16 protein-coding genes are annotated in these 17,712 nt (G+C 56.8%); 9 read left to right on the forward strand and 7 right to left on the reverse strand.

From position 1 onward, the window contains the following. Positions 1-106 precede the first annotated feature (106 nt). The 3 genes from QTO30_RS04350 to QTO30_RS04360 form a co-directional block, all read right to left on the reverse strand. Complete coding sequence (locus tag QTO30_RS04350; RefSeq protein WP_340422743.1) at positions 107-1,087, reverse strand: TAXI family TRAP transporter solute-binding subunit; 981 nt, start codon at positions 1,085-1,087, stop codon at positions 107-109. A gap of 221 nt (positions 1,088-1,308) precedes the next feature. Beyond that, on the reverse strand, positions 1,309-2,646 hold the full coding sequence (locus QTO30_RS04355; RefSeq protein WP_340422744.1) for a sigma-54-dependent transcriptional regulator: 1,338 nt from the start codon (positions 2,644-2,646) through the stop codon (positions 1,309-1,311). Further along, a complete protein-coding gene (locus QTO30_RS04360; protein ID WP_340422745.1) occupies positions 2,643-4,439 on the reverse strand; it encodes a sensor histidine kinase in 1,797 nt (598 codons plus the stop codon). Before QTO30_RS04360 ends, QTO30_RS04355 begins: the two co-directional genes overlap by 4 nt. A 158-nt stretch (positions 4,440-4,597) precedes the next feature. Here QTO30_RS04360 and QTO30_RS04365 point away from each other — a divergent pair, with 158 nt between their 5' ends. The 6 genes from QTO30_RS04365 (at position 4,598) to QTO30_RS04390 (ending at position 9,609) form a co-directional block, all read left to right on the forward strand. Further along, entirely contained in the window at positions 4,598-5,401 is an 804-nt protein-coding gene (locus QTO30_RS04365) for a TIM barrel protein (protein ID WP_340422747.1), read from the forward strand. Between the two features lie 73 nt (positions 5,402-5,474). Beyond that, positions 5,475-6,419, forward strand: coding sequence for a substrate-binding domain-containing protein (locus tag QTO30_RS04370; RefSeq protein ID WP_340422748.1), 945 nt, complete (start codon positions 5,475-5,477; stop codon positions 6,417-6,419). A gap of 97 nt (positions 6,420-6,516) precedes the next feature. After that, positions 6,517-7,590 carry an ABC transporter permease gene (locus QTO30_RS04375; RefSeq protein WP_340422749.1) on the forward strand — a complete coding sequence of 358 codons (1,074 nt, stop codon included), beginning with the start codon at positions 6,517-6,519 and terminating at the stop codon, positions 7,588-7,590. Between the two features lie 13 nt (positions 7,591-7,603). Then, positions 7,604-8,377 (forward strand): ATP-binding cassette domain-containing protein, encoded by a 774-nt coding sequence (locus QTO30_RS04380; protein ID WP_340422750.1) that lies wholly within the window; start codon positions 7,604-7,606, stop codon positions 8,375-8,377. Next, complete coding sequence (locus tag QTO30_RS04385; RefSeq protein ID WP_340422752.1) at positions 8,361-8,612, forward strand: hypothetical protein; 252 nt, start codon at positions 8,361-8,363, stop codon at positions 8,610-8,612. The genes QTO30_RS04380 and QTO30_RS04385 overlap by 17 nt, the downstream gene beginning before the upstream one ends. A 1-nt stretch (position 8,613) precedes the next feature. Next, positions 8,614-9,609 (forward strand): LacI family DNA-binding transcriptional regulator, encoded by a 996-nt coding sequence (locus QTO30_RS04390; protein ID WP_340422753.1) that lies wholly within the window; start codon positions 8,614-8,616, stop codon positions 9,607-9,609. A 148-nt stretch (positions 9,610-9,757) separates the two neighbouring features. Here the strand turns inward: QTO30_RS04390 and QTO30_RS04395 are convergent, their stop codons facing one another. The 4 genes from QTO30_RS04395 to QTO30_RS04410 all read right to left on the reverse strand — a co-directional run bounded on the left by QTO30_RS04395 (position 9,758) and on the right by QTO30_RS04410 (position 13,899). Continuing rightward, a complete protein-coding gene (locus tag QTO30_RS04395) occupies positions 9,758-10,297 on the reverse strand; it encodes a hypothetical protein (protein ID WP_340422755.1) in 540 nt (179 codons plus the stop codon). A gap of 416 nt (positions 10,298-10,713) precedes the next feature. Then, a complete protein-coding gene (locus tag QTO30_RS04400; RefSeq protein ID WP_340422756.1) occupies positions 10,714-11,868 on the reverse strand; it encodes a Gfo/Idh/MocA family protein in 1,155 nt (384 codons plus the stop codon). A 23-nt stretch (positions 11,869-11,891) separates the two neighbouring features. Next, on the reverse strand, positions 11,892-12,782 hold the full coding sequence (locus QTO30_RS04405; protein WP_340422758.1) for a TIM barrel protein: 891 nt from the start codon (positions 12,780-12,782) through the stop codon (positions 11,892-11,894). Between the two features lie 13 nt (positions 12,783-12,795). Next, the gene (locus QTO30_RS04410; protein WP_340422759.1) at positions 12,796-13,899 is read right to left on the reverse strand and encodes a Gfo/Idh/MocA family protein; all 1,104 of its coding nucleotides are present in this window, start codon (positions 13,897-13,899) and stop codon (positions 12,796-12,798) included. Positions 13,900-14,020: 121 nt separating this feature from the next. Here QTO30_RS04410 and iolD point away from each other — a divergent pair, with 121 nt between their 5' ends. The 3 genes from iolD to iolC are packed head-to-tail and all read left to right on the forward strand — an operon-like array spanning position 14,021 to position 17,705. Beyond that, the gene (iolD, locus tag QTO30_RS04415; protein ID WP_340425867.1) at positions 14,021-15,892 is read left to right on the forward strand and encodes a 3D-(3,5/4)-trihydroxycyclohexane-1,2-dione acylhydrolase (decyclizing); all 1,872 of its coding nucleotides are present in this window, start codon (positions 14,021-14,023) and stop codon (positions 15,890-15,892) included. Further along, positions 15,892-16,728: a phytanoyl-CoA dioxygenase family protein gene (locus QTO30_RS04420; RefSeq protein WP_340422760.1), complete on the forward strand. Its 837-nt coding sequence runs from the start codon at positions 15,892-15,894 to the stop codon at positions 16,726-16,728. The genes iolD and QTO30_RS04420 overlap by 1 nt, the downstream gene beginning before the upstream one ends. Beyond that, entirely contained in the window at positions 16,725-17,705 is a 981-nt protein-coding gene (gene iolC / locus QTO30_RS04425) for a 5-dehydro-2-deoxygluconokinase (protein ID WP_340422761.1), read from the forward strand. Before QTO30_RS04420 ends, iolC begins: the two co-directional genes overlap by 4 nt. Positions 17,706-17,712: the final 7 nt, after the last annotated feature.

Here is a 17,712-nt window from a genome sequence, read left to right on the forward strand (position 1 = left end):
CATGCGGCCAGAATGCCCTGACGGACTTCAAGCGTGCATCAATCATATCGGATAAATCAAGTGTGCCGAGGCCGCGTATGGAACGCGGCCTCGGACAGATCAGGGCTTAGTTGCCAAAGATCTGGTCAGCAGGGATGTCTGCGCCTGCGTTCTCAATGAACCACTCCGCCGCACCGGGGTGCCATGGCAGAACGCCTGCGTTCTTTGTGTAGTTCTCTGGCAATGTGGACCGTGCCGCACGGTGGATGTTCACCATACGCTCGTTGTCGGACATGACGACATCGACAGCTGCTTTGACGAAGGACGCGGGCAGATCACAGTTCGCGATTGCAAAGTTCCACATGGACACGGAACGCGCATCGCTCTCCAGTGTTGTGTAGGTGTCAGCCGCGATATCGAAAGAGGCCACTGGGAAGGCTGCCTGAATCTGGGCCTGCTCTTCTTCTGTGAATTCGATGATGTTGACGTCTGTCTGCACTTCCAACTGCGATACGGCAGGCACTGGCACACCAGCCGCAAATGCGATCACGTCCAGCAGGCCATCCTGCAACTGACCACCAAGGTCGTTCCAACCGCCGTTGCGGCGCTCGAAGTTCACGCCAAGCTCTTCCATCATCCGCGGGAAGTATGTGTCGGATGTGGAGCCAGCCGGGCCAAAGCCGATGCGTGCGCCGTCAGGGATCTCATCGATGGATGTGATGCCGGATGAAGACAATGCCGTGACCGAGAATGGTGTCTGGTACATAGGGAACATTGCACAAGCGTTGGTCATTTGCAGACCGGGTGCAATTGGGTTCGTGCCAGCGATGGATTCCGCTGCTGGACCCATTGTTGTCATGCCGAACTGTGCGTCACCTGTGTGCACAAGTGCCATGTTCTGCATGGGGCCACCGGTGACTTCACCGCCACCTGTCAGGCCCAGCTCTTCTGCGACCAGGTTCGCCCAGCCGGACCCATAGGCGAAATATGTGCCGCCTTGGGATGCCGTGCCGACTGTAAAGCTTTCTGGCCAATCGGCTGTGTGGCCGTCGGCAAATGCGGTTGTGGCCGTCAGGGCCGTTGTCGCGATAAGTGCTGCGAGTTTCATAAGGGTCGTCCTCCACTATTTATTTGCTGATCCCCCCTGGATCAGGTCGTGACGTAATGCACTGTGAATGCAGTTAGGCCAGATGCGGGGTTCTTCCACCTAGCCTTCATCGCAAAACAAGATGCATAAAGCTATGTTTGCGATAACAGACAGCATTTGGATCGCAGGATGGGTCGAAAAGGGATCAATTGGCCCAAAACATGGGTGCAAAAGGGGACATGTCAGGCATCACTGTCTGCATCGGCCTTTGATATCCCGTGTTTTTGCATCTTCTCATAGAGCGCTTTACGGGACAAACCCAATGTCTCATAGGTTTGCTTCAGACTGCCGTTCTGCGATGTGAGCGCCGCAAGGATCAGTGACTTTTCGTGTGCGGCCATTTTGTTGGCAAGGCTCGTTGCGGTCTCATCCGGGGCTGCACCACTGCTTGGATCAAGCCCGAGCACAAAGCGATCCGCCGCATTGCGCAATTCACGCACGTTGCCCGGCCAGTCTTGCGTTGCCATGGCCGACAGCACATCGGCCGGTATGTCAGGCAGTTGCTTTGAATACCGCGCCGCCGCCTGCGCTGCGAGGTTGAGAAACAGCGACGGCACGTCATCGCGGCGGTCGCGCAGCGGTGGGACATGCAATGTCACGACATTCAGACGATACAGCAGGTCAGCGCGGAACGTGCCGGCATTGACCGCTGCCGCAAGGTCGGTTTTCGCGGCGGCGATCACGCGGATATCCAGCGCAACAGGATCGTTGGCCCCCAGCCGGGTGATCTGCCGCTCTTGTATAGCGTGGAGCAGTTTTGCCTGCACGGCCACCGGTAAGCTGTCGATCTCATCAAGAAAGACGGTGCCCTGGCGCGCGAACTCAAACTTGCCGAAACGGGCACGCATGGCACCGGGAAAGGCGCCAGCTTCATGACCAAATAATTCACTTTCAACAAGATCGACAGGCAGGGCGGCACAATTGATATGAACGAAGGGGTGCGGCCCGCGTGCGGACAGGTCATGCAGCGCATGGGCAGTGACATCCTTGCCGACCCCTGTGTCGCCCGTGATCAGAACATCAGCATCGGTCGCGGCGATGGTCCGGACTTCCTTGCGTAGCGCAACCATCGCATCGGACCGGCCAATCAACCGCGCCTCCAGCTTGTCGCGTCCGCCAACTTCACGCTTGAGCGCGCGGTTCTCAATTGTCAGGCGGCGCTTGTCCAAGGCGCGCTGGATTGTCGAGACCAGACGCGACGGTGCAAAGGGCTTTTCAATAAAGTCGTAGGCCCCTTCGCGCATGGATTCGACGGCGAGGTTCACGTCACCATGGCCTGTCACCAGGATCACGGGGAACTCTGGATCAACTTCCAGTGCCTTGCGCATAAGCCAAAGCCCGTCATGACCCGGCATGCGAATGTCGGTGACCAACACACCGGGAAAGCCGCGGCTAATCTGTGCGAGAGCCAATTCTGCCTTATCGAGGATTGTCACGGGGATGTCGGCCAGCATCAAGGTCTGGCCGGTCGCGTGCCGCAACTCTTCTTCATCATCGACGAATAATACTGTCTGTTTCATTGCGCAGCGACTTCAATCGGTGTGGCAAGCTGTAGAGCAACGGAGAATACAGCGCCGCCGTCGGTGTGATTTGCGACCGAGAGTGTGCCCCCAAAGTCGCTGACGATATTATAAGAGATCGACAAGCCAAGCCCCAGCCCCTTACCCGGTGCTTTAGTCGTAAAGAACGGATCAAAGATATTGGCAATTCTGTCTGGCGCGATACCGGGCCCGGTATCGCGGACCTGTAAAGTGGTGTCATCAATCGTCAGGGTCACGATCCGGTTGGTCTGATCTTCCATCGCATCAAGCGCATTGTTGATCAGGTTTACGATGACCTGTTGCAGGCGGACATGGCCACCTGTCACCCAAATTTCGGCTGTCGGGGGGCTATAGGCAATTTCGCCGCCCTCTGACGCCAAACGCATCTCGACCACGGCAAGCGCGTCTTGAATGACGGCATTGAGCAGCAAGGGGCCTGTCGCCTGCTGCGGTCGTCGGGCGAAGTTACGCAGATGAGCCGAGATTGTTGCCATCCGGTCTGCCATTTTTGAGATACGTGAGATGTTGTCCTGTGCCTCCGGCAGCCGGTCACGCTCTAGAAACGCGCTGGCATTGTCAGCGTAGGATTTCACTGCGGCCAGCGGCTGGTTGAATTCATGGCTTAGCGCCGCTGACATCTGCCCAAGCGCGGACAGCTTGCCTGCCTGAATCAGATCGGTCTGGGTTTGTCTCAGATCACCTAAGGCGGTTTGCAGGTCCGCTGTGCGTTCGGCAACTGCTGCCTCCAGCATGCGTTTCGCCTCCTGCTCCTTTGCAAAGGCCTCGGCCTGGCGGGCCTGTTTCAGCAGATAGGCAAGCAGGGCCGCAAGGGCGAGCAGGGCGGTCAGCCCTGCGATCAAAAGGGTATTCAGGGCATCCAGAGTGGCGGGTCGGCGTGGTGAGAGCGCCGACATCGTCCAATCCAGATCATTCAGACGTAGCGATGTCAGGACGTAACTCTCGCGCGGATTGCCTTCGATATAGACCTGCTGGGCGTCGTCATTTAGCGGCGTTGACGTCATTGGCAGCAGATCAATCCGATCGATGGGATACTGCAGGTTCTGCGCGATCAACCGCAAAGTGGCGTCACTTAGGGGGCGCACCGCTCGAAAGTGCCAATCCGGGCGCGACGACATGAAGACGAAATCGTTCCGGTCGGCGACCATAAATTCGCTGTCGGCACCACGCCAGATGCTTTCAAAAGCGGAAATGTTGAATTTGATCGCCAGTACACCGACGATCCGTTCACCTTCTTCAACGGGCGCGGCATAAAAATAACCGCGTTCACCCGTCGTTGTGCCGTAAACCGAGAAACTGGACAGGTCGCCGTTCAGCGCTTGGGTGAAGTAGCTTTGATAGCTGAAGTTGCGTCCCAGATAACTGCCCGCCTCGCGGTAAGAGGCTGCGGAGATGGTCAGCCCAGAGATATCCATCAGGTAGACGTCAGATGCTTTCACAGTTGCAGCCGTCTGGCGCAGGTCTTCGTTAACCGTATTGATGAGTGCTGGATCACTGGGGCGGCTCAGCAGCCGTGCAAGTTCGGGTCTTTCAGCGATAAGGGCGGGCAGGGGGGCATACCGTTCCAGGGCCGCGCGCAGGCCTTCGGCGGCAAGGTTCAATGGGACGGTGTCTTGGGAGGCTTGTTGGCGCATGTAATGGCGCTCAAGAGCGGGAAACGATGCGGCACCGGCCAATGCCGTTATTACGGCGATTACAGCAATCAATCCAAATATGCGGTGGCGTGAAAACTTCATCGCATAAGTATGGGGCATAGTCTGATGCGCATACAACGTCAAAATTGCCGCTTCAAAAGGGTGGACCATCCAATACAAATCGAATGCAACCGGTTGCAAAAAAATGAAACCCCGCTAGAGTGAGTCGCACTACCGGGGGGAATTTACATCCAATGTTGCCGATTGGACTAAACCATATGACAGTCCCAAACGCCTCAACCTATCAGCTTTTAGAGGTAGCTGAAGCTTTGGGTTGCGTGGGCGTTGAGCTGCGAAATGACCTTGGGCGCACGCTGTTTGAAGGTGAAGACGCGACGGCAATTGCAACAACCGCAGCCGCGAAAGGTCAACGGATATTGGCTTTGGCAGAGGTAAAGGCCTTCAATAAAAATCCGGATGACAAACAAGAAGCGGCGCAAGTACTCATCCATACTGCCGTCGCGTGTGGTGCTGAAGGTGTGGCTCTGATCCCCGCCGTTGCATCTGAAGAGACCAGCCGGGATGATCAACGGATCGCGCTGCGCCGCGCGCTGGACGTTTTGCAACCGCTTTTGCAAAACGTCGGTCTTAAGGGGTTGATTGAGCCATTGGGCTTTCCCACTAGCACGCTGCGCTTCAAAGAAGATGTGGTTGCCGTGCTGGATGATATGCATCGTCCGGCCTGTTTTGGCATCGTGCACGACACCTTTCATCACCACGTTGCGGGTGAGGCGAGCATCTATGCCGATCTCACCGCTATCGTGCATATCTCTGGCGTCACTGATCCCGTGCCGAAGGCTGATCAGATGACCGATGCGCACCGCGTGCTGGTTGATCGGGATGATCGGCTGGACAATATCGAACAGCTCCGCAAATTAAACGCTGCTGGATACACCGGGCCCGCCTCATTCGAAGCCTTCGCCCCCAGCATTCACGACATGAAAGACCCGACCGCCGCCTTGGCCGGGTCAATCGCATTCATCAATTCGCAGCTTGCCGATGTGACGGTGGGGGCGGCGTGATGAACCAATCGCCTCAGACAGAGGTCCCGGTTTTAGTATCTCGTGCGCCGGGCACGAAACTTGGGAGGAAACCATGAAGAAGATCCTATTGGCCGCTGGCCTTTCCACGCTCATGATGGGCACCACCGCGATGGCGGAACTGCAAATCGGCGTCTCCGTTGCGCGTTTCGACGACAATGGTCTGACCGTCATGCGTAACGGTATGACAGCTTATGACGATGCAAGCGATGAGGTCAGCCTGCAAATGGAAGACGCAACCGATGATGTGGCCAAGCAACTTGACCAGATCAACAACTTCATCGCGTCTGGCGTAGATGCGATCATCGTAAACGCTGTGGACACAAACGCGACCGAGGCGATGTCAAATGCGGCTGCGGCGGCTGGTGTGCCACTGGTGTACGTCAACCGTCAACCAATCAACATGGACACACTGCCGGACGGTCAGGCCTTCGTGGCATCCAACGAAATCGAGTCCGGTACATTGGCTGCATTCCAGATGTGCCGTCAGCTGCGTGCTGAGGGCAAAGCCGGTGGTGCGCAGGCCTATGTTCTGGTGGGTCAGCTGTCCAACCAGGCGGCAGTTCAGCGCACAAAGGACTTCCATGACGTGATCGGCATGGACATGTGTAACTTCATCACCATCATTGACGAGCAGACAGCCAACTGGTCCCGCGACGAAGCGAATGACTTGATGACAAACTGGTTGTCCTCAGGTGATGAATTCGACGCGGTCTTTGGCAACAATGACGAGATGGCATTGGGTGCTATTCAGGCAATGAAAGCGGCTGGCATTTCCATGGACGACGTCGTCGTTGGTGGCGTTGACGCGACATCCGATGCGCTGTTGGCAATGTCTGCTGGCGACATGGACGTTACCGTGTTCCAAGACCTTGCAGGTCAGGGCTTAAGCTCTATCGAGACTGCAATGGCGCTCGTGAAGGGCGAAGACGTGGACAAGACCGTCTTCATCCCGTTCAAGTTGGTTACGCCGGACAACCTGTCTGACTTCATTCAATAAGCCTTCCCGATAGGCTTGATGAACTGTGTGAGGGCGGGCGACTGTCCTCACACAACCACCAAACAAGAGATGACGATTAGGGGGAGGGATCTGACAGATGTCAGAGAATAGTGACGGCGTCGGTGGGCTGACGTTTGATAAATCGAAGCGCCAATGGCCAAACGAGTTGAATGTGTTTGGTGCGCTTATCCTCATCATCATTGTCTTTGAGATATTGGGCGCGTTTTTTGTGGGCCAAAGCTTGCTCTTTGACTCAAACGATCGCTTCGACAGCATCTTTAACGAGGCGCGTTTGCGCATCATCATTATTCAGGTCGCCATTATCGGCATTATTGCAATTGGCGTCACACAGGTGATCATCACCGCGGGCATTGACCTGTCATCTGGTTCCGTCGTTGGCGCGACGGCAATGATTGCGATGAGCTTTGCGCAAGTTGCCACGGTAAACGGTGCGCCAAACCCAAAGGCTATCTTTGGGGAATGGGCGCTTGATCTTCCTGTCATTGTGCCAGTTTTCGTCGGTCTTGCGGTGGGTTTCACTGCCGGTCTGATCAACGGAATATTGGTCGCCTATTCGCGCATTCCACCCTTCATTGCGACCCTTGGCATGATGTTGTTTGCGCGCGGCGTCGCGCAGTGGTGGTCGCTGGGTAACCCGGTGTCTTTCCCCACTGAGGCCTATGCAAAGATCGGCGCAGGCATGATGCCGGTGATCATCTTCCTGTCACTGGCTGTGCTGTTCCACATCATCATGAACTACACCGTTTACGGCAAACACACCTATGCGATTGGCTCGAACGAGCAGGCCGCGCGAATGTCGGGCATCAACGTGCCGCGCCATCTTGTGCTGGTCTATGTGATTGCGGGTATGCTGGCCGGTCTGGCCGCCGTGATCCTGACCTCCAAGAACCTTACCGCGCAATCCGGCATGGGCCTGACCTATGAGTTGGAGGCGATTGCCATGGCCGTGATCGGCGGCGTGTCGCTGTTTGGCGGACGTGGGTCCATCATCGGGACCGTCATAGGCGCGCTGATTATCGGGGTGATTACCTCTGGCTTCACCTTTCTGCGTCTTGGCGCATTCTATCAGGAAATGGTGCTGGGCATGATCATCGTTGGTGCTGTGGCACTTGATCAATGGCAACAACAACGTGCTGCGGCGCGGGCATAAGGAGGCAAGAGACATGTCAGATATCATTCTGGAAACCAAAGGCCTCACCAAGCACTATGGTGGTGTACATGCCCTTGAAGACGCGGACTTTGTGCTTAAGCATGGCGAACACGTCGCGATCATGGGGGACAACGGGGCAGGGAAATCCACCTTTGTCCGCCAGATCACGGGCGTCGAACAACGCACCCGTGGCACCGTTGTGTTTGATGGCGAGGAAGTGAGTTTTGCTGGTCCATTGGATGCCCGCGAAGCCGGGATTGAAACGGTGTTCCAAACTCTTGCGCTTGCCGATGATTTGAACGTCCCGGACAATCTGTTCCTGGGCCGTGAAAAGACAAAGTTCGATTGGCTGGGGCCGTTTCGCTTTCTCGACTATGCCGCGATGCGCGAGGACACGAAGGCAGGTTTGGTGAAGACCGGCGTCAAGATTCCCAACATCAAGAACACCATTGCCAACATGTCAGGTGGTCAGCGCCAGTGTGTTGCCATCGCACGCACGGCAACCTTTGCCAGTAAACTGACGATCATGGACGAACCGACGGCCGCCCTTGGTGTGCAAGAGACCGCGCAGGTGGAAAACATCATCCGGACGCTGAAAGAGCAGGGGGAAAGCCTGATCCTTGTCTCGCACAACATGCGGCAGGTGTTTGATCTGGTGGATCGGATCATCGTCTTCCGGCGCGGGCGTATTGTCGCGAACCTCAATAAAGAGGATACAGACGGTCAGGACGTCGTGGCATATATCACCGGCGCAAAAACCGGAGCAGAATATGAAGGCGCCGCCTGATCGCCCCAAGCCAAAGTTCTTTGACCTGGCAGTCCCGTTCTTTTTGCCCATTTGGCGGAGGGTACTGACCGCCATTGTGCCCATTCTTTGGGCGACAGTCGAACTGGCGAATGGAGAATCCTTCTGGGCCTTGATTTTCTTTGCGTTGGGCGTCACGGCGATATGGAAGTTCTATACAGCGGACTGGGCGGCGGTGGCCGCGCAAGCCGAAAAGGACGCGAGGGGAGGCGGCTAGAGTGGCGGTCACGCTGAAAGATGTAGCAGAACGCGCGGGGGTTTCCCGCTCTGCTGTATCGCGTACCTATACCGAAGGCGCGTCGGTGTCCGAAAAGACCCGGGCCAAGGTCGAGAAGGCGGCAAATGCACTCGGGTATAGCCCCAATGCGCTGGCCTCATCGCTGACCACGGGACGGACCAAGCTGATCGGGCTGGTGTCGAACAACTTTCACAACCCCATTTTTCTGGAGGTCTTTGACCTTTTCACCAAGGGTCTGCAGGCGCGTGGATTGCGCCCTCTGCTGGTGAACCTGACGGATGAGGTCGACCCAGAGAATTCCATTCGCATGCTGCGCGCCTATTCGGTGGATGGCGTGATTGTTGCCTCCTCTACATTGCCCGCCACATTCGCAGAAGCTTTCAAGGACGCCGGTGTGCCGGTTGTGCATTCCTTCGGGCGCCAATCACCCAGCCCCAAAGTGAACGTTTTGGGTATTGATAACATCGAGGCCGGGCGCATGGCCGGTCAAACGCTGATTGATCGTGGCTATAAACGTGTCGCGTTTCTGGGGGGGCCGAAGTCTGCGACGTCAACGCAGGATCGCTTTGCAGGTTTTGCCGAGGTCATTGGTGCGTCTGGCATCGAGATGACCGTCACCTATGCCTCGAACTATTCCTTTGACGCTGGCCGTGCAGAAATGCAGCGCTTGCTGCAAAGCACACCGGCTGAGGCCTATTTCTGCGGTGACGATGTGCTGTCCATCGGGGCGCTGTCCGCGATCGCAGATGTCGGCCTGCACGTGCCGCAAGATATTGGTCTTATCGGTCTGAATGATATGGAAATGGCGGGCTGGGCGAACATCAACCTGACCACTATCCGCAATCCGGTTGAGCAGATCATTGCGTCTTCGATTGAATTGATAGAGGCGTCGTTGAACGACGACAGCCGCTACCCAGAGGCGCGGCTGTTCGCTTGTACAATTGTGGAACGGGGCACGCTACGGCCCATCCCTTAGATGAGCAAACATGTGTGCAGGCGCGAATTGTTAGTCTACCTTGATCCTTGAATGCCAATCTAGTCTGAACTAGAAAACAGATATCGGTGCAAGTTGCTGTGAAAGGCAGTTGAGAACCCAAAGTTGCGTTCACCAATCTTACCCAGCCTCACCATAGGAACTTCTGTTTATCAGGCAGTTGATCACGCCCAATAGAGTTGAATCTCTTGGGCAAAATAGAGATTGCCTCTGCTTTCTGCCCAACAATTGCAAGATGCAAAACGTCGCGCATTAGCCCAGACCCTTTCATCGCTACAACCACAGCATGGCCTTTGCCTTGCAATATGTAGTGATGCAGATTGGGAATACTGGGAAACCTGCCCCAATGAAGGTTCTCGTTTTTGGTGCCGCCATGGAGAATGAAGTAGCCACGTTTCTCGACGTCGATGCCTCCAATATCTTGGTGTCTGAAACAGCGTATTCTCTGCCGCCAATATGCCCAGCGCTCTTCCTCTGGCACAATATCTGGATGCACCGAGAACTGTGGTGAAATAGCAACCACTCGCTGCACTGGCGTATATTGCGGCAAGACGAGGGCCATGAACCCACCCATGCTGTTACCAAGTGCAACAACTTCATCAATTTCTTCAGTACTTTTGATACTTTCGATTTCACTTGAGATCAACTCGGGCAGGACTGGACTGTTCATCCACGAGCGTTCCATATCCGAGACTAACAAGACATGGTTTTGTCCATTGTCTGATGCGGTTGCGATGAATTCCCAGGGCGGAAAGAACCGGCGTCTATTTCCAACACCGCTTATACTTACAACCAAACGGTGGCCCGTTCCGCGAATGTAGCCGAGGCGATGTTTTTCACTATCTACTCGAAGTTCTATGGGTAGTGCTCGCATGCTGCATGGCTAGTTCTTTGAGTTGCAGGTCGCAACCGACAAACCCAAGAAGGTTGCAAAGTTAAGTTGACAGCATCGGCAAATAAGTCGAGTGGCAGTTTCGTTGGAAAAATTGCCAGTACTTCAAGTTTTCTGCGAATGCTCACTTTGGACCAGAAGATCCGACCTTAGTACAGCATCTTCGGGCGGCGTGGGTGATGCAGCAAGCCATTTTACCGAAACAGCGGCGGGCGCGCGTCGAGCCATTTTCCCTCTGCCTTGCCTGATTCAGCCACAGCATAGACCGCTGCCATCGACCGCAAGCCATCCTCAGCACGGGGATAGAGATTGGCCGCCGGGTCCATCGTCCGGCCTTCCTTGCGTGCCGAAATCGCTTCGGCCAGATCGCAATAGATGTTCGCAAAGGCCAGCGGCATCCCCTCGGCATGGCCAATGGTCACGCGTGACGTGCGGTCTGCCTCGGGCGATAGGTCTGCCTCTCCGCGCTCAATCACCTCTAAACGCTTACCAAGCGGCATGTAGTAAAGCTGGTTGGGCTGTTCCTGCGACCAACGCAGCCCGCCGGTTTCACCAAACACCTGAATCCCCAGCCCGTGTTGCCGCCCAATCGCAACTGAGCTGGTCCAGAGCCGCCCGACGGCGCCGCCGTCCATGCGGAAGTTCACCATCGCGTCGTCTTCCAAAGTACGCACATCAATGCAAGATACGGTATCTGCGGACAATTTCGTGACTTCCTGACCGGTGACAAAACTCGCCATATGCATGGCGTGAATGCCGCAATCTGCGAATTGTGCTGAGACACCGGCCTGCGCCGGATCATACCGCCAGCGGACGCGTGGATTGTCCGCGTCAGTCGCGTCAGCGTGGTGGCCATGCGCGAATTCCGCGTTCACAAGGCGCACCTTACCGATGTCACCGCGGGCGATCATCGCCTTCATATGGCGCACCAGCGAATAGCCCGTGTAGCCATAGTTGACAGCGCAGATATTGCCGGTTTTCTTGGCGATTTCGACAATCTCTTCACCTTCCTCGACGGTCATGGTCATCGGCTTTTCGCAGAGCACATGGAAACCATTTTCCAGGAAGGCCTTTGTGATCTCAAAGTGGGTGGAGTTCGGCGTCGCGACGGTTACCAGATCAACGCGGTCATCGCGTTTCTTTTCACCTTCCAGCATCTCTTCCCAGCCGCCATAGGCGCGGTCACCAAGGCCCAGTCGTTGCCCATAATCGATCCCAAATTCGGGCCGGTGATCCAGTGCGCCCGCGCTGAATTCAAAAAGGCTATCCAGCCCTGCACCTAACCTATGTGCTGGTCCAATCTGGCTGCCTTCGCCGCCGCCGATCATGCCCCATTTCAGTTTTGTCATAGTCTTCGTCTTTCGCGAGGGGCTTAAAAGCCAATTGATTCAAGGTATTTGCGGTTGCTTTCAGCATCTTCCAGCGGCGTGCCCGGCATGGACGGGTCGCAATCCTGCTCAACCGTGCACCAGCCTTCAAAACCAGCATCCAGCAGGACCTGACGCACCGCAGGGAAATCCACATCGCCTTGGCCGAGGTTGCAGAAAATGCCCTGGCCACAGGCTTTGTAGAAATCAGTGCGCTTAGCAACCACATCGGCCTTCACCACCGGATCAATGTCCTTGAAATGCATATAGCTAATGCGACTGATATGCCGCTTCATAAATGCGACCGGATCGTAACCGGCATAGGAGTGGTGGCCCGTGTCGAAGCAAATCTTAAGAATGCTGTCGTCCACTTCATCCAGCAGCCGCTCCAGCTCGGGCTCAAAGTCGATGAAACCAGCCGCGTGCGCGTGCATGCCAACCGTCAGGCCGTATTCCTCAGTGCCTATTTTGGCGATGGTTGCGATGCGGTCGCGAAAGGCAGCCCATTCGGCGGTATCCATCTGTTCCGCTTCATCTGCACGGTAAGCGGTCGGTGCGCGACGGGGTGAGATACTGTCGATCAGCACAAGGTGTTCGGCCCCATGCGCGACCAACGCCTCGCAGGTGCGCTTGGACGCATCAATAACCTCGTCCCATTTGGCCGCGTCGTGGAAGGGGCGGAAAACAACGCCGCCGATGATGTTCAGGTCATTCTTGGCCAGCTCATCGCGCAGGATCGCGGGGTCTTCAGGCATGTACCCGATCGGGCCGAGTTCAATCCCTTTATAACCAGCGCCAGCGCATTGGCTCAGCACCGACTGCCACGTAGGGTAAGCAGGGTCAGAGGCGAATTCGATGCCCCAGGAACAGGGGGCGTTGCCGATTTTGATCGTCATGGCAGGGCTTTCTTTAAAAGTCAGAGATATTGCGCCAGCTACGCGCGGCGGATGAGGCGTGACAGGCGGCAACGATCTGGTTGACCTCCATCCCGTCACGGAATGTGGGCCAGATGTTTTGGCCGGTGTGTATCGCGGTCAGGAAGTCTTTGGCCTCGATAATGATCTGATCCTGATAGCCGGTGCCATGACCGGGGCCGAGGCAAAAGGGTTCATAATTGGGGTGTTCAGGACCGGTCAGGATCTTGGTAAAGCCACGCTGTGCAGCCGGGCCCGCGATCTTGTAAAGATGTACCGCGTTCTGGTCCTCACCGTCAAAATAGATCGCGCCCTTGGTGCCGGTGATTTCGTATTTATAGCCCATCTTGCGCCCGGTGGCGACGCGGCTGACATAGATATTGCCCAACACGCCCGAGGCAAAGCGGCACATGATCTGTGCGTGGTCATCATTTGTCACTTTGCCGCCGGGGCGTTCGGGGATCACCGTTTCGACCTCGGCAATCAGCTCGGTGATCGGGCCCATGAGGCGCAAAGCGCAGTTGACCGGGTGCGGTGCAAGATCGCCCATGCAGCCGTTGGCCTGGCCGTGGCTGCGCCATGTGGCGGGCTCGGCCGGGTCGGCCATGAAGTCTTCCGTATGTTCGCCGCGAAACCCGGTGACTTCACCGATCTCACCCGCGTCGAGCATTTGTTTCACGAACTGTGAGGCTGGGGTACGGATGTAATTGAAGCCGGACATATTGATCTGTCCCGATGCCTCGGCTGCGGCAACCATCGCGCGACTGTCGGCGACATCCACCCCCAAAGGCTTTTCGCAGAAGACAGGTTTGTTCAGCGCAAAAGCCGCTTCGGCAATATCGCGGTGGGTGGATTGCGGGGAGGCGATGATAACCGCCTCAACCCGCGGATCATTCACCAGTTCCTGCCAGTCGGCGGTACCGCGGGCAAATCCATAGGCCGCCCGGTATTTCTCGGCAGAGGTTTGATTGGTGGCGCAGACCATTTCCAGCCGTGGTCGCAGGGCGGTGTTAAAAATTGCGCCGACTGCGGAATGGGCTACCGCATGGGCCTTTCCCATGTAGCCACCGCCCACAATGCCGATACCAATCTCAGTCATGATGGTCCCTTCCAAAAACCGGTTGCAACCGGTTGCAATTTTGGTATCGTTCTTTTAGGTCGAAGGTCAACAACCAATCGTGACCAAAGCACAATTCGTGCGTACTGCCGGGGGATACATCATGGGGCAAGCCGCCGAAACCGTTACGCTGACAACAGCACAGGCGATCATTCGTTACCTGTCTAATCAATGGATTGTCGCCAATGGGGTCGAAACGCGGGTCTGCGGCGGCGGCTTTGGTATTTTTGGACATGGTAACGTGACCTGTCTGGGCGAGGCGCTCTATGAACACCGCGCCGAACTGCCGCTTTATCGCGGCCAGAACGAGCAGGGGATGGGGTTTGCGGCGGCAGGTTATGCCAAAGCCTACAAGCGTCAGCGGTTCATGTTCTGCACGGCCTCTGCCGGGCCCGGCACCGCAAACCTTTTGACATCTGCCGCACTGGCCCATGCCAACCGCTTGCCGATGCTGATGCTCTGCGGCGATGCGTTCCTGACGCGATTGCCAGACCCGGTGTTGCAGCAGTTAGAGCATTTCGGGAATCCGACATTCGGCGTGAACGACGCGTTCAAGGCTGTCAGCCGCTATTGGGATCGCATCACGCATCCTGCACAAATCATCCAGTCGCTGCCTGCGGCGCTTGCAACGATGCTGGACCCCGCTGATTGCGGCCCTGCCTTTATTGGCTTGCCGCAAGATGTGCAGGGGTGGACCTACGATTACCCTGTCAGCTTCTTCGAAAAGCGTGTCCATCGGGTGCGACGTCAGGCCCCGGACGAATATGAGGTCGCACAGGCTGTCGCCTTGCTGAAAGAGGCACAGCGCCCGATGATCATTGCGGGTGGCGGCGTGCAGTATTCGGGTGCTGTGGCTGAGTTGACGACCTTTGCGGAAGAGACCGGCATCCCGGTCGTTGAAACCATCGCGGGCCGAGCGAACATGGTGCATGATCATCCGCTGAATATCGGCCCGATTGGCGTCACGGGATCGGATTCGGCGAACACCATTGCCGAGGAAGCGGACGTCATCCTCGCCGTGGGCACGCGCTTGCAGGATTTCACAACCGGATCATGGACCGCCTTTGCCCATGACGCCAAGATCATTGGTCTAAATGCGGCGCGGCATGATGCCGCCAAGCATATGTCGACGACTGTCGTGGGCGATGCGCGTCTTGGATTGGTGGCGCTGACCGCCGATTTAGCAGGCCATCAGGCCCCTCAGGGTTGGACCACCAAGGCCAAGGGCGAGCGCGCCAAGTGGGATGACTACGTGGCCGAAAACACGCGCGTCGGCAATGGGCCTGCGTCCTATGCCCAAGCCATCGGCGAGGTGAATCGCCTGTGTGATCCGCGCGACCGCATCGTCGCAGCCGCTGGGGGGCTGCCTGCTGAAGTGACAGCGAACTGGAAGACGCTCGATATCGGCACGGTTGATGTGGAGTTTGGCTTTTCCTGCATGGGCTACGAGATTGCTGGCGGCTGGGGTGCGCGGATTGCACAAGCACAGATGGAGCCAGAGCAGGACACCATCGTATTTACCGGCGATGGATCGTATCTGTTGATGAACTCCGATATCTATTCTTCTGTTCTTACAGAAAAAAAGATGATCATATTGGTGTTGGACAATGGCGGTTTCGCGGTCATCAATAAACTGCAAAACAACACCGGGAACGAGAGTTTCAACAATCTGATTGCCGACACACCAACGGCGACAAACAAAGCGGGCGTTGATTTTGAGGCGCATGCCAAATCCATGGGTGCAGAAGCGGAAACCGTCGGTTCTCCGGCTGAACTGGAGGCCGCCTTTGCCCGCGCGAAGGCATCGGACAAGACCTATGTGATCTCGATGAAGGTCGACCCCTATGAAGGGTGGACGACAGAGGGCCACGCATGGTGGGAGGTTGGTACACCGCATGTCACAACCTCTGACAAGGTGCGCGCAGCGCATCAGGATTGGGAATCGTCCCGTCATAAGCAGCGAAAGGGCGTCTGATGCGCAAGTTTACCGCAGAAACCGCCGATCCTGAGGTCATTGCACAGGAACTGATGCATGGCAAAGGCGCTGTGTTGCTGACCGGGCTATTCTCAGAGGCGCAGATCGCTGAGGCGCGTCAAATCATCCACGCGCATTCCGAAGAGGCCGACAAGGTCACGCATTTTCAGGGGCAGGCCGAGGAAGACGGCCGTCTGAACCTGCAACGCCGGGTTTGGAACCTTTTGGCGAAGGGCGATGTATTTGCGGACATGGCTGCACATCCTGTCATCATGAAAGTGCTGCGCAAGTTTCTAGGCACTGAATTCATCATGGGCTCCATCGCGGCCAACCGCATTCTGCCGGGCGGGCCGGGGCAGGAGCCGCATGTCGACTACCCCTATTGGGATATGTACAAGGCGGAAACGCACCCTATCGGGCTGAATGCGTCGTTCCCGATGAACGCGCAGGTGTCGATCCTGCTGGACCCGTTTACCGCAGAAACCGGGGCTACCGCCTATGTGCCGGGATCGCAGAAAGAGCTGCGTTACCCCACGGAAGCGGATGATTTTTATGGCAAATCTGAGCGGATGTTGGGCCAGCCGGGGGATGTTGCTTTGTTCTTTGGCGCTGCGTGGCACTGCGCGATGCCAAATACCTCAGATATCGACCGCAGTGCAGTTCTGATCAACTATGCCCCGAAATGGCTGACCCCGATTGAGGAAATGCATGCTGCCTTACCGGACGGGTTTCTGGACAATGCGTCCGATGATCTGCGTCAGTTGATGGGGCTGAAGTACCCTCATCCGCAGTCCTTTGATGAGGCTGAGGCCCGCAACACGATAGGCCGGAAATGAGCAAGCTGCTGGATGGGATCAAGGCCAATAACTTTGTCGTTGTAGGGCGGGCAGGGATTGACCTGTACACCGATGCAGGCGTTGCGACTGAGGACGCAGAGACCGTGGCTGTCGGCCTTGGGGGATCGTCTGCGAACATCGCTGCTGGGATTTGCAAGCTGGGAGGGCGAGCCTCACTGGTGACGCGTGTCTCAGACGACAGCATCGGCAGTTACTGTACCCAGCAGTTGAAGCGCTATGGCGTGGGCACCGAGTATGTCACGCCGGTGGGGGGTGAATACCGCAACTCACTGGCGTTCTACGAAAGCCGGGTCGAGGGCCATCGCAATGTGATTTACCGCAACGGCGCGGCCGATTTTCAGATGGATGCAGGTGATGTTGCTGCAGTGGACTACGGCAAGTTTGGCGCGCTGATCACGGCAGGCACGGTTTTTGCAGCGGAACCATCGCGCAGCGCCACCTTTGACGCGTTCGATCGCGCCAAAGCAGCTGGACTGCCCATCATTTTCGATGTCGATTACCGCCCGTATTCGTGGCCGTCGCCGCAGGTGGCCGAGGAAGTTCTCAGCCGCGCCGCGGCCCTGTCCGATATGATCGTTGGCAACGATGAAGAGTTCGGCTTTATGGCGGGCGGCATCGACAAGGGTCTCGCGAAAGCCAAGGCGCTGGCCGCAGACACGGCGACGATTGTCGTCTATAAGATGGGCGAGAAGGGGGCAGTCACCTTTGCCGACGGGCAGGAAATCCGCACCGGCATCTGGCCGGTTGAGGCACTGAAACCTACTGGGGCCGGGGACAGCTTTATGGGGGGTATGGTAACGGGGCTCGCCGAAGGTCAAAGCTTGCATGATGCCATCCTGCGTGGGTCTGCCTGCGCCTCCATCACCGTATCCCGCCCCGGCTGCGCGCCTGCGATGGCCGACACACCAACACTGACGCAATTCATGGCCGATCATCCCGGCCCGACTGACGCTTGAAGGAAGA

The organism is Yoonia sp. GPGPB17 (genome assembly GCF_037892195.1).
Taxonomy (GTDB): Bacteria; Pseudomonadota; Alphaproteobacteria; order Rhodobacterales; family Rhodobacteraceae; genus Yoonia.

What these genes read in the sequence shown, in the direction of transcription:
- QTO30_RS04365 (WP_340422747.1), top strand. Translation starts at nt 4,598, where the DNA reads ATGACAGTCCCAAACGCCTCAACCTATCAGCTTTTAGAGGTAGCTGAA.
- QTO30_RS04380 (WP_340422750.1), top strand. Translation starts at nt 7,604, where the DNA reads ATGTCAGATATCATTCTGGAAACCAAAGGCCTCACCAAGCACTATGGT.
- QTO30_RS04420 (WP_340422760.1), top strand. Translation starts at nt 15,892, where the DNA reads ATGCGCAAGTTTACCGCAGAAACCGCCGATCCTGAGGTCATTGCACAG.
- QTO30_RS04385 (WP_340422752.1), top strand. Translation starts at nt 8,361, where the DNA reads ATGAAGGCGCCGCCTGATCGCCCCAAGCCAAAGTTCTTTGACCTGGCA.
- iolD (WP_340425867.1), top strand. Translation starts at nt 14,021, where the DNA reads ATGGGGCAAGCCGCCGAAACCGTTACGCTGACAACAGCACAGGCGATC.
- QTO30_RS04400 (WP_340422756.1), bottom strand. Translation starts at nt 11,868, where the DNA reads ATGACAAAACTGAAATGGGGCATGATCGGCGGCGGCGAAGGCAGCCAG.
- QTO30_RS04405 (WP_340422758.1), bottom strand. Translation starts at nt 12,782, where the DNA reads ATGACGATCAAAATCGGCAACGCCCCCTGTTCCTGGGGCATCGAATTC.
- QTO30_RS04350 (WP_340422743.1), bottom strand. Translation starts at nt 1,087, where the DNA reads ATGAAACTCGCAGCACTTATCGCGACAACGGCCCTGACGGCCACAACC.
- QTO30_RS04360 (WP_340422745.1), bottom strand. Translation starts at nt 4,439, where the DNA reads ATGCCCCATACTTATGCGATGAAGTTTTCACGCCACCGCATATTTGGA.
- QTO30_RS04375 (WP_340422749.1), top strand. Translation starts at nt 6,517, where the DNA reads ATGTCAGAGAATAGTGACGGCGTCGGTGGGCTGACGTTTGATAAATCG.
- iolC (WP_340422761.1), top strand. Translation starts at nt 16,725, where the DNA reads ATGAGCAAGCTGCTGGATGGGATCAAGGCCAATAACTTTGTCGTTGTA.
- QTO30_RS04395 (WP_340422755.1), bottom strand. Translation starts at nt 10,297, where the DNA reads ATGAACAGTCCAGTCCTGCCCGAGTTGATCTCAAGTGAAATCGAAAGT.
- QTO30_RS04370 (WP_340422748.1), top strand. Translation starts at nt 5,475, where the DNA reads ATGAAGAAGATCCTATTGGCCGCTGGCCTTTCCACGCTCATGATGGGC.
- QTO30_RS04355 (WP_340422744.1), bottom strand. Translation starts at nt 2,646, where the DNA reads ATGAAACAGACAGTATTATTCGTCGATGATGAAGAAGAGTTGCGGCAC.
- QTO30_RS04410 (WP_340422759.1), bottom strand. Translation starts at nt 13,899, where the DNA reads ATGACTGAGATTGGTATCGGCATTGTGGGCGGTGGCTACATGGGAAAG.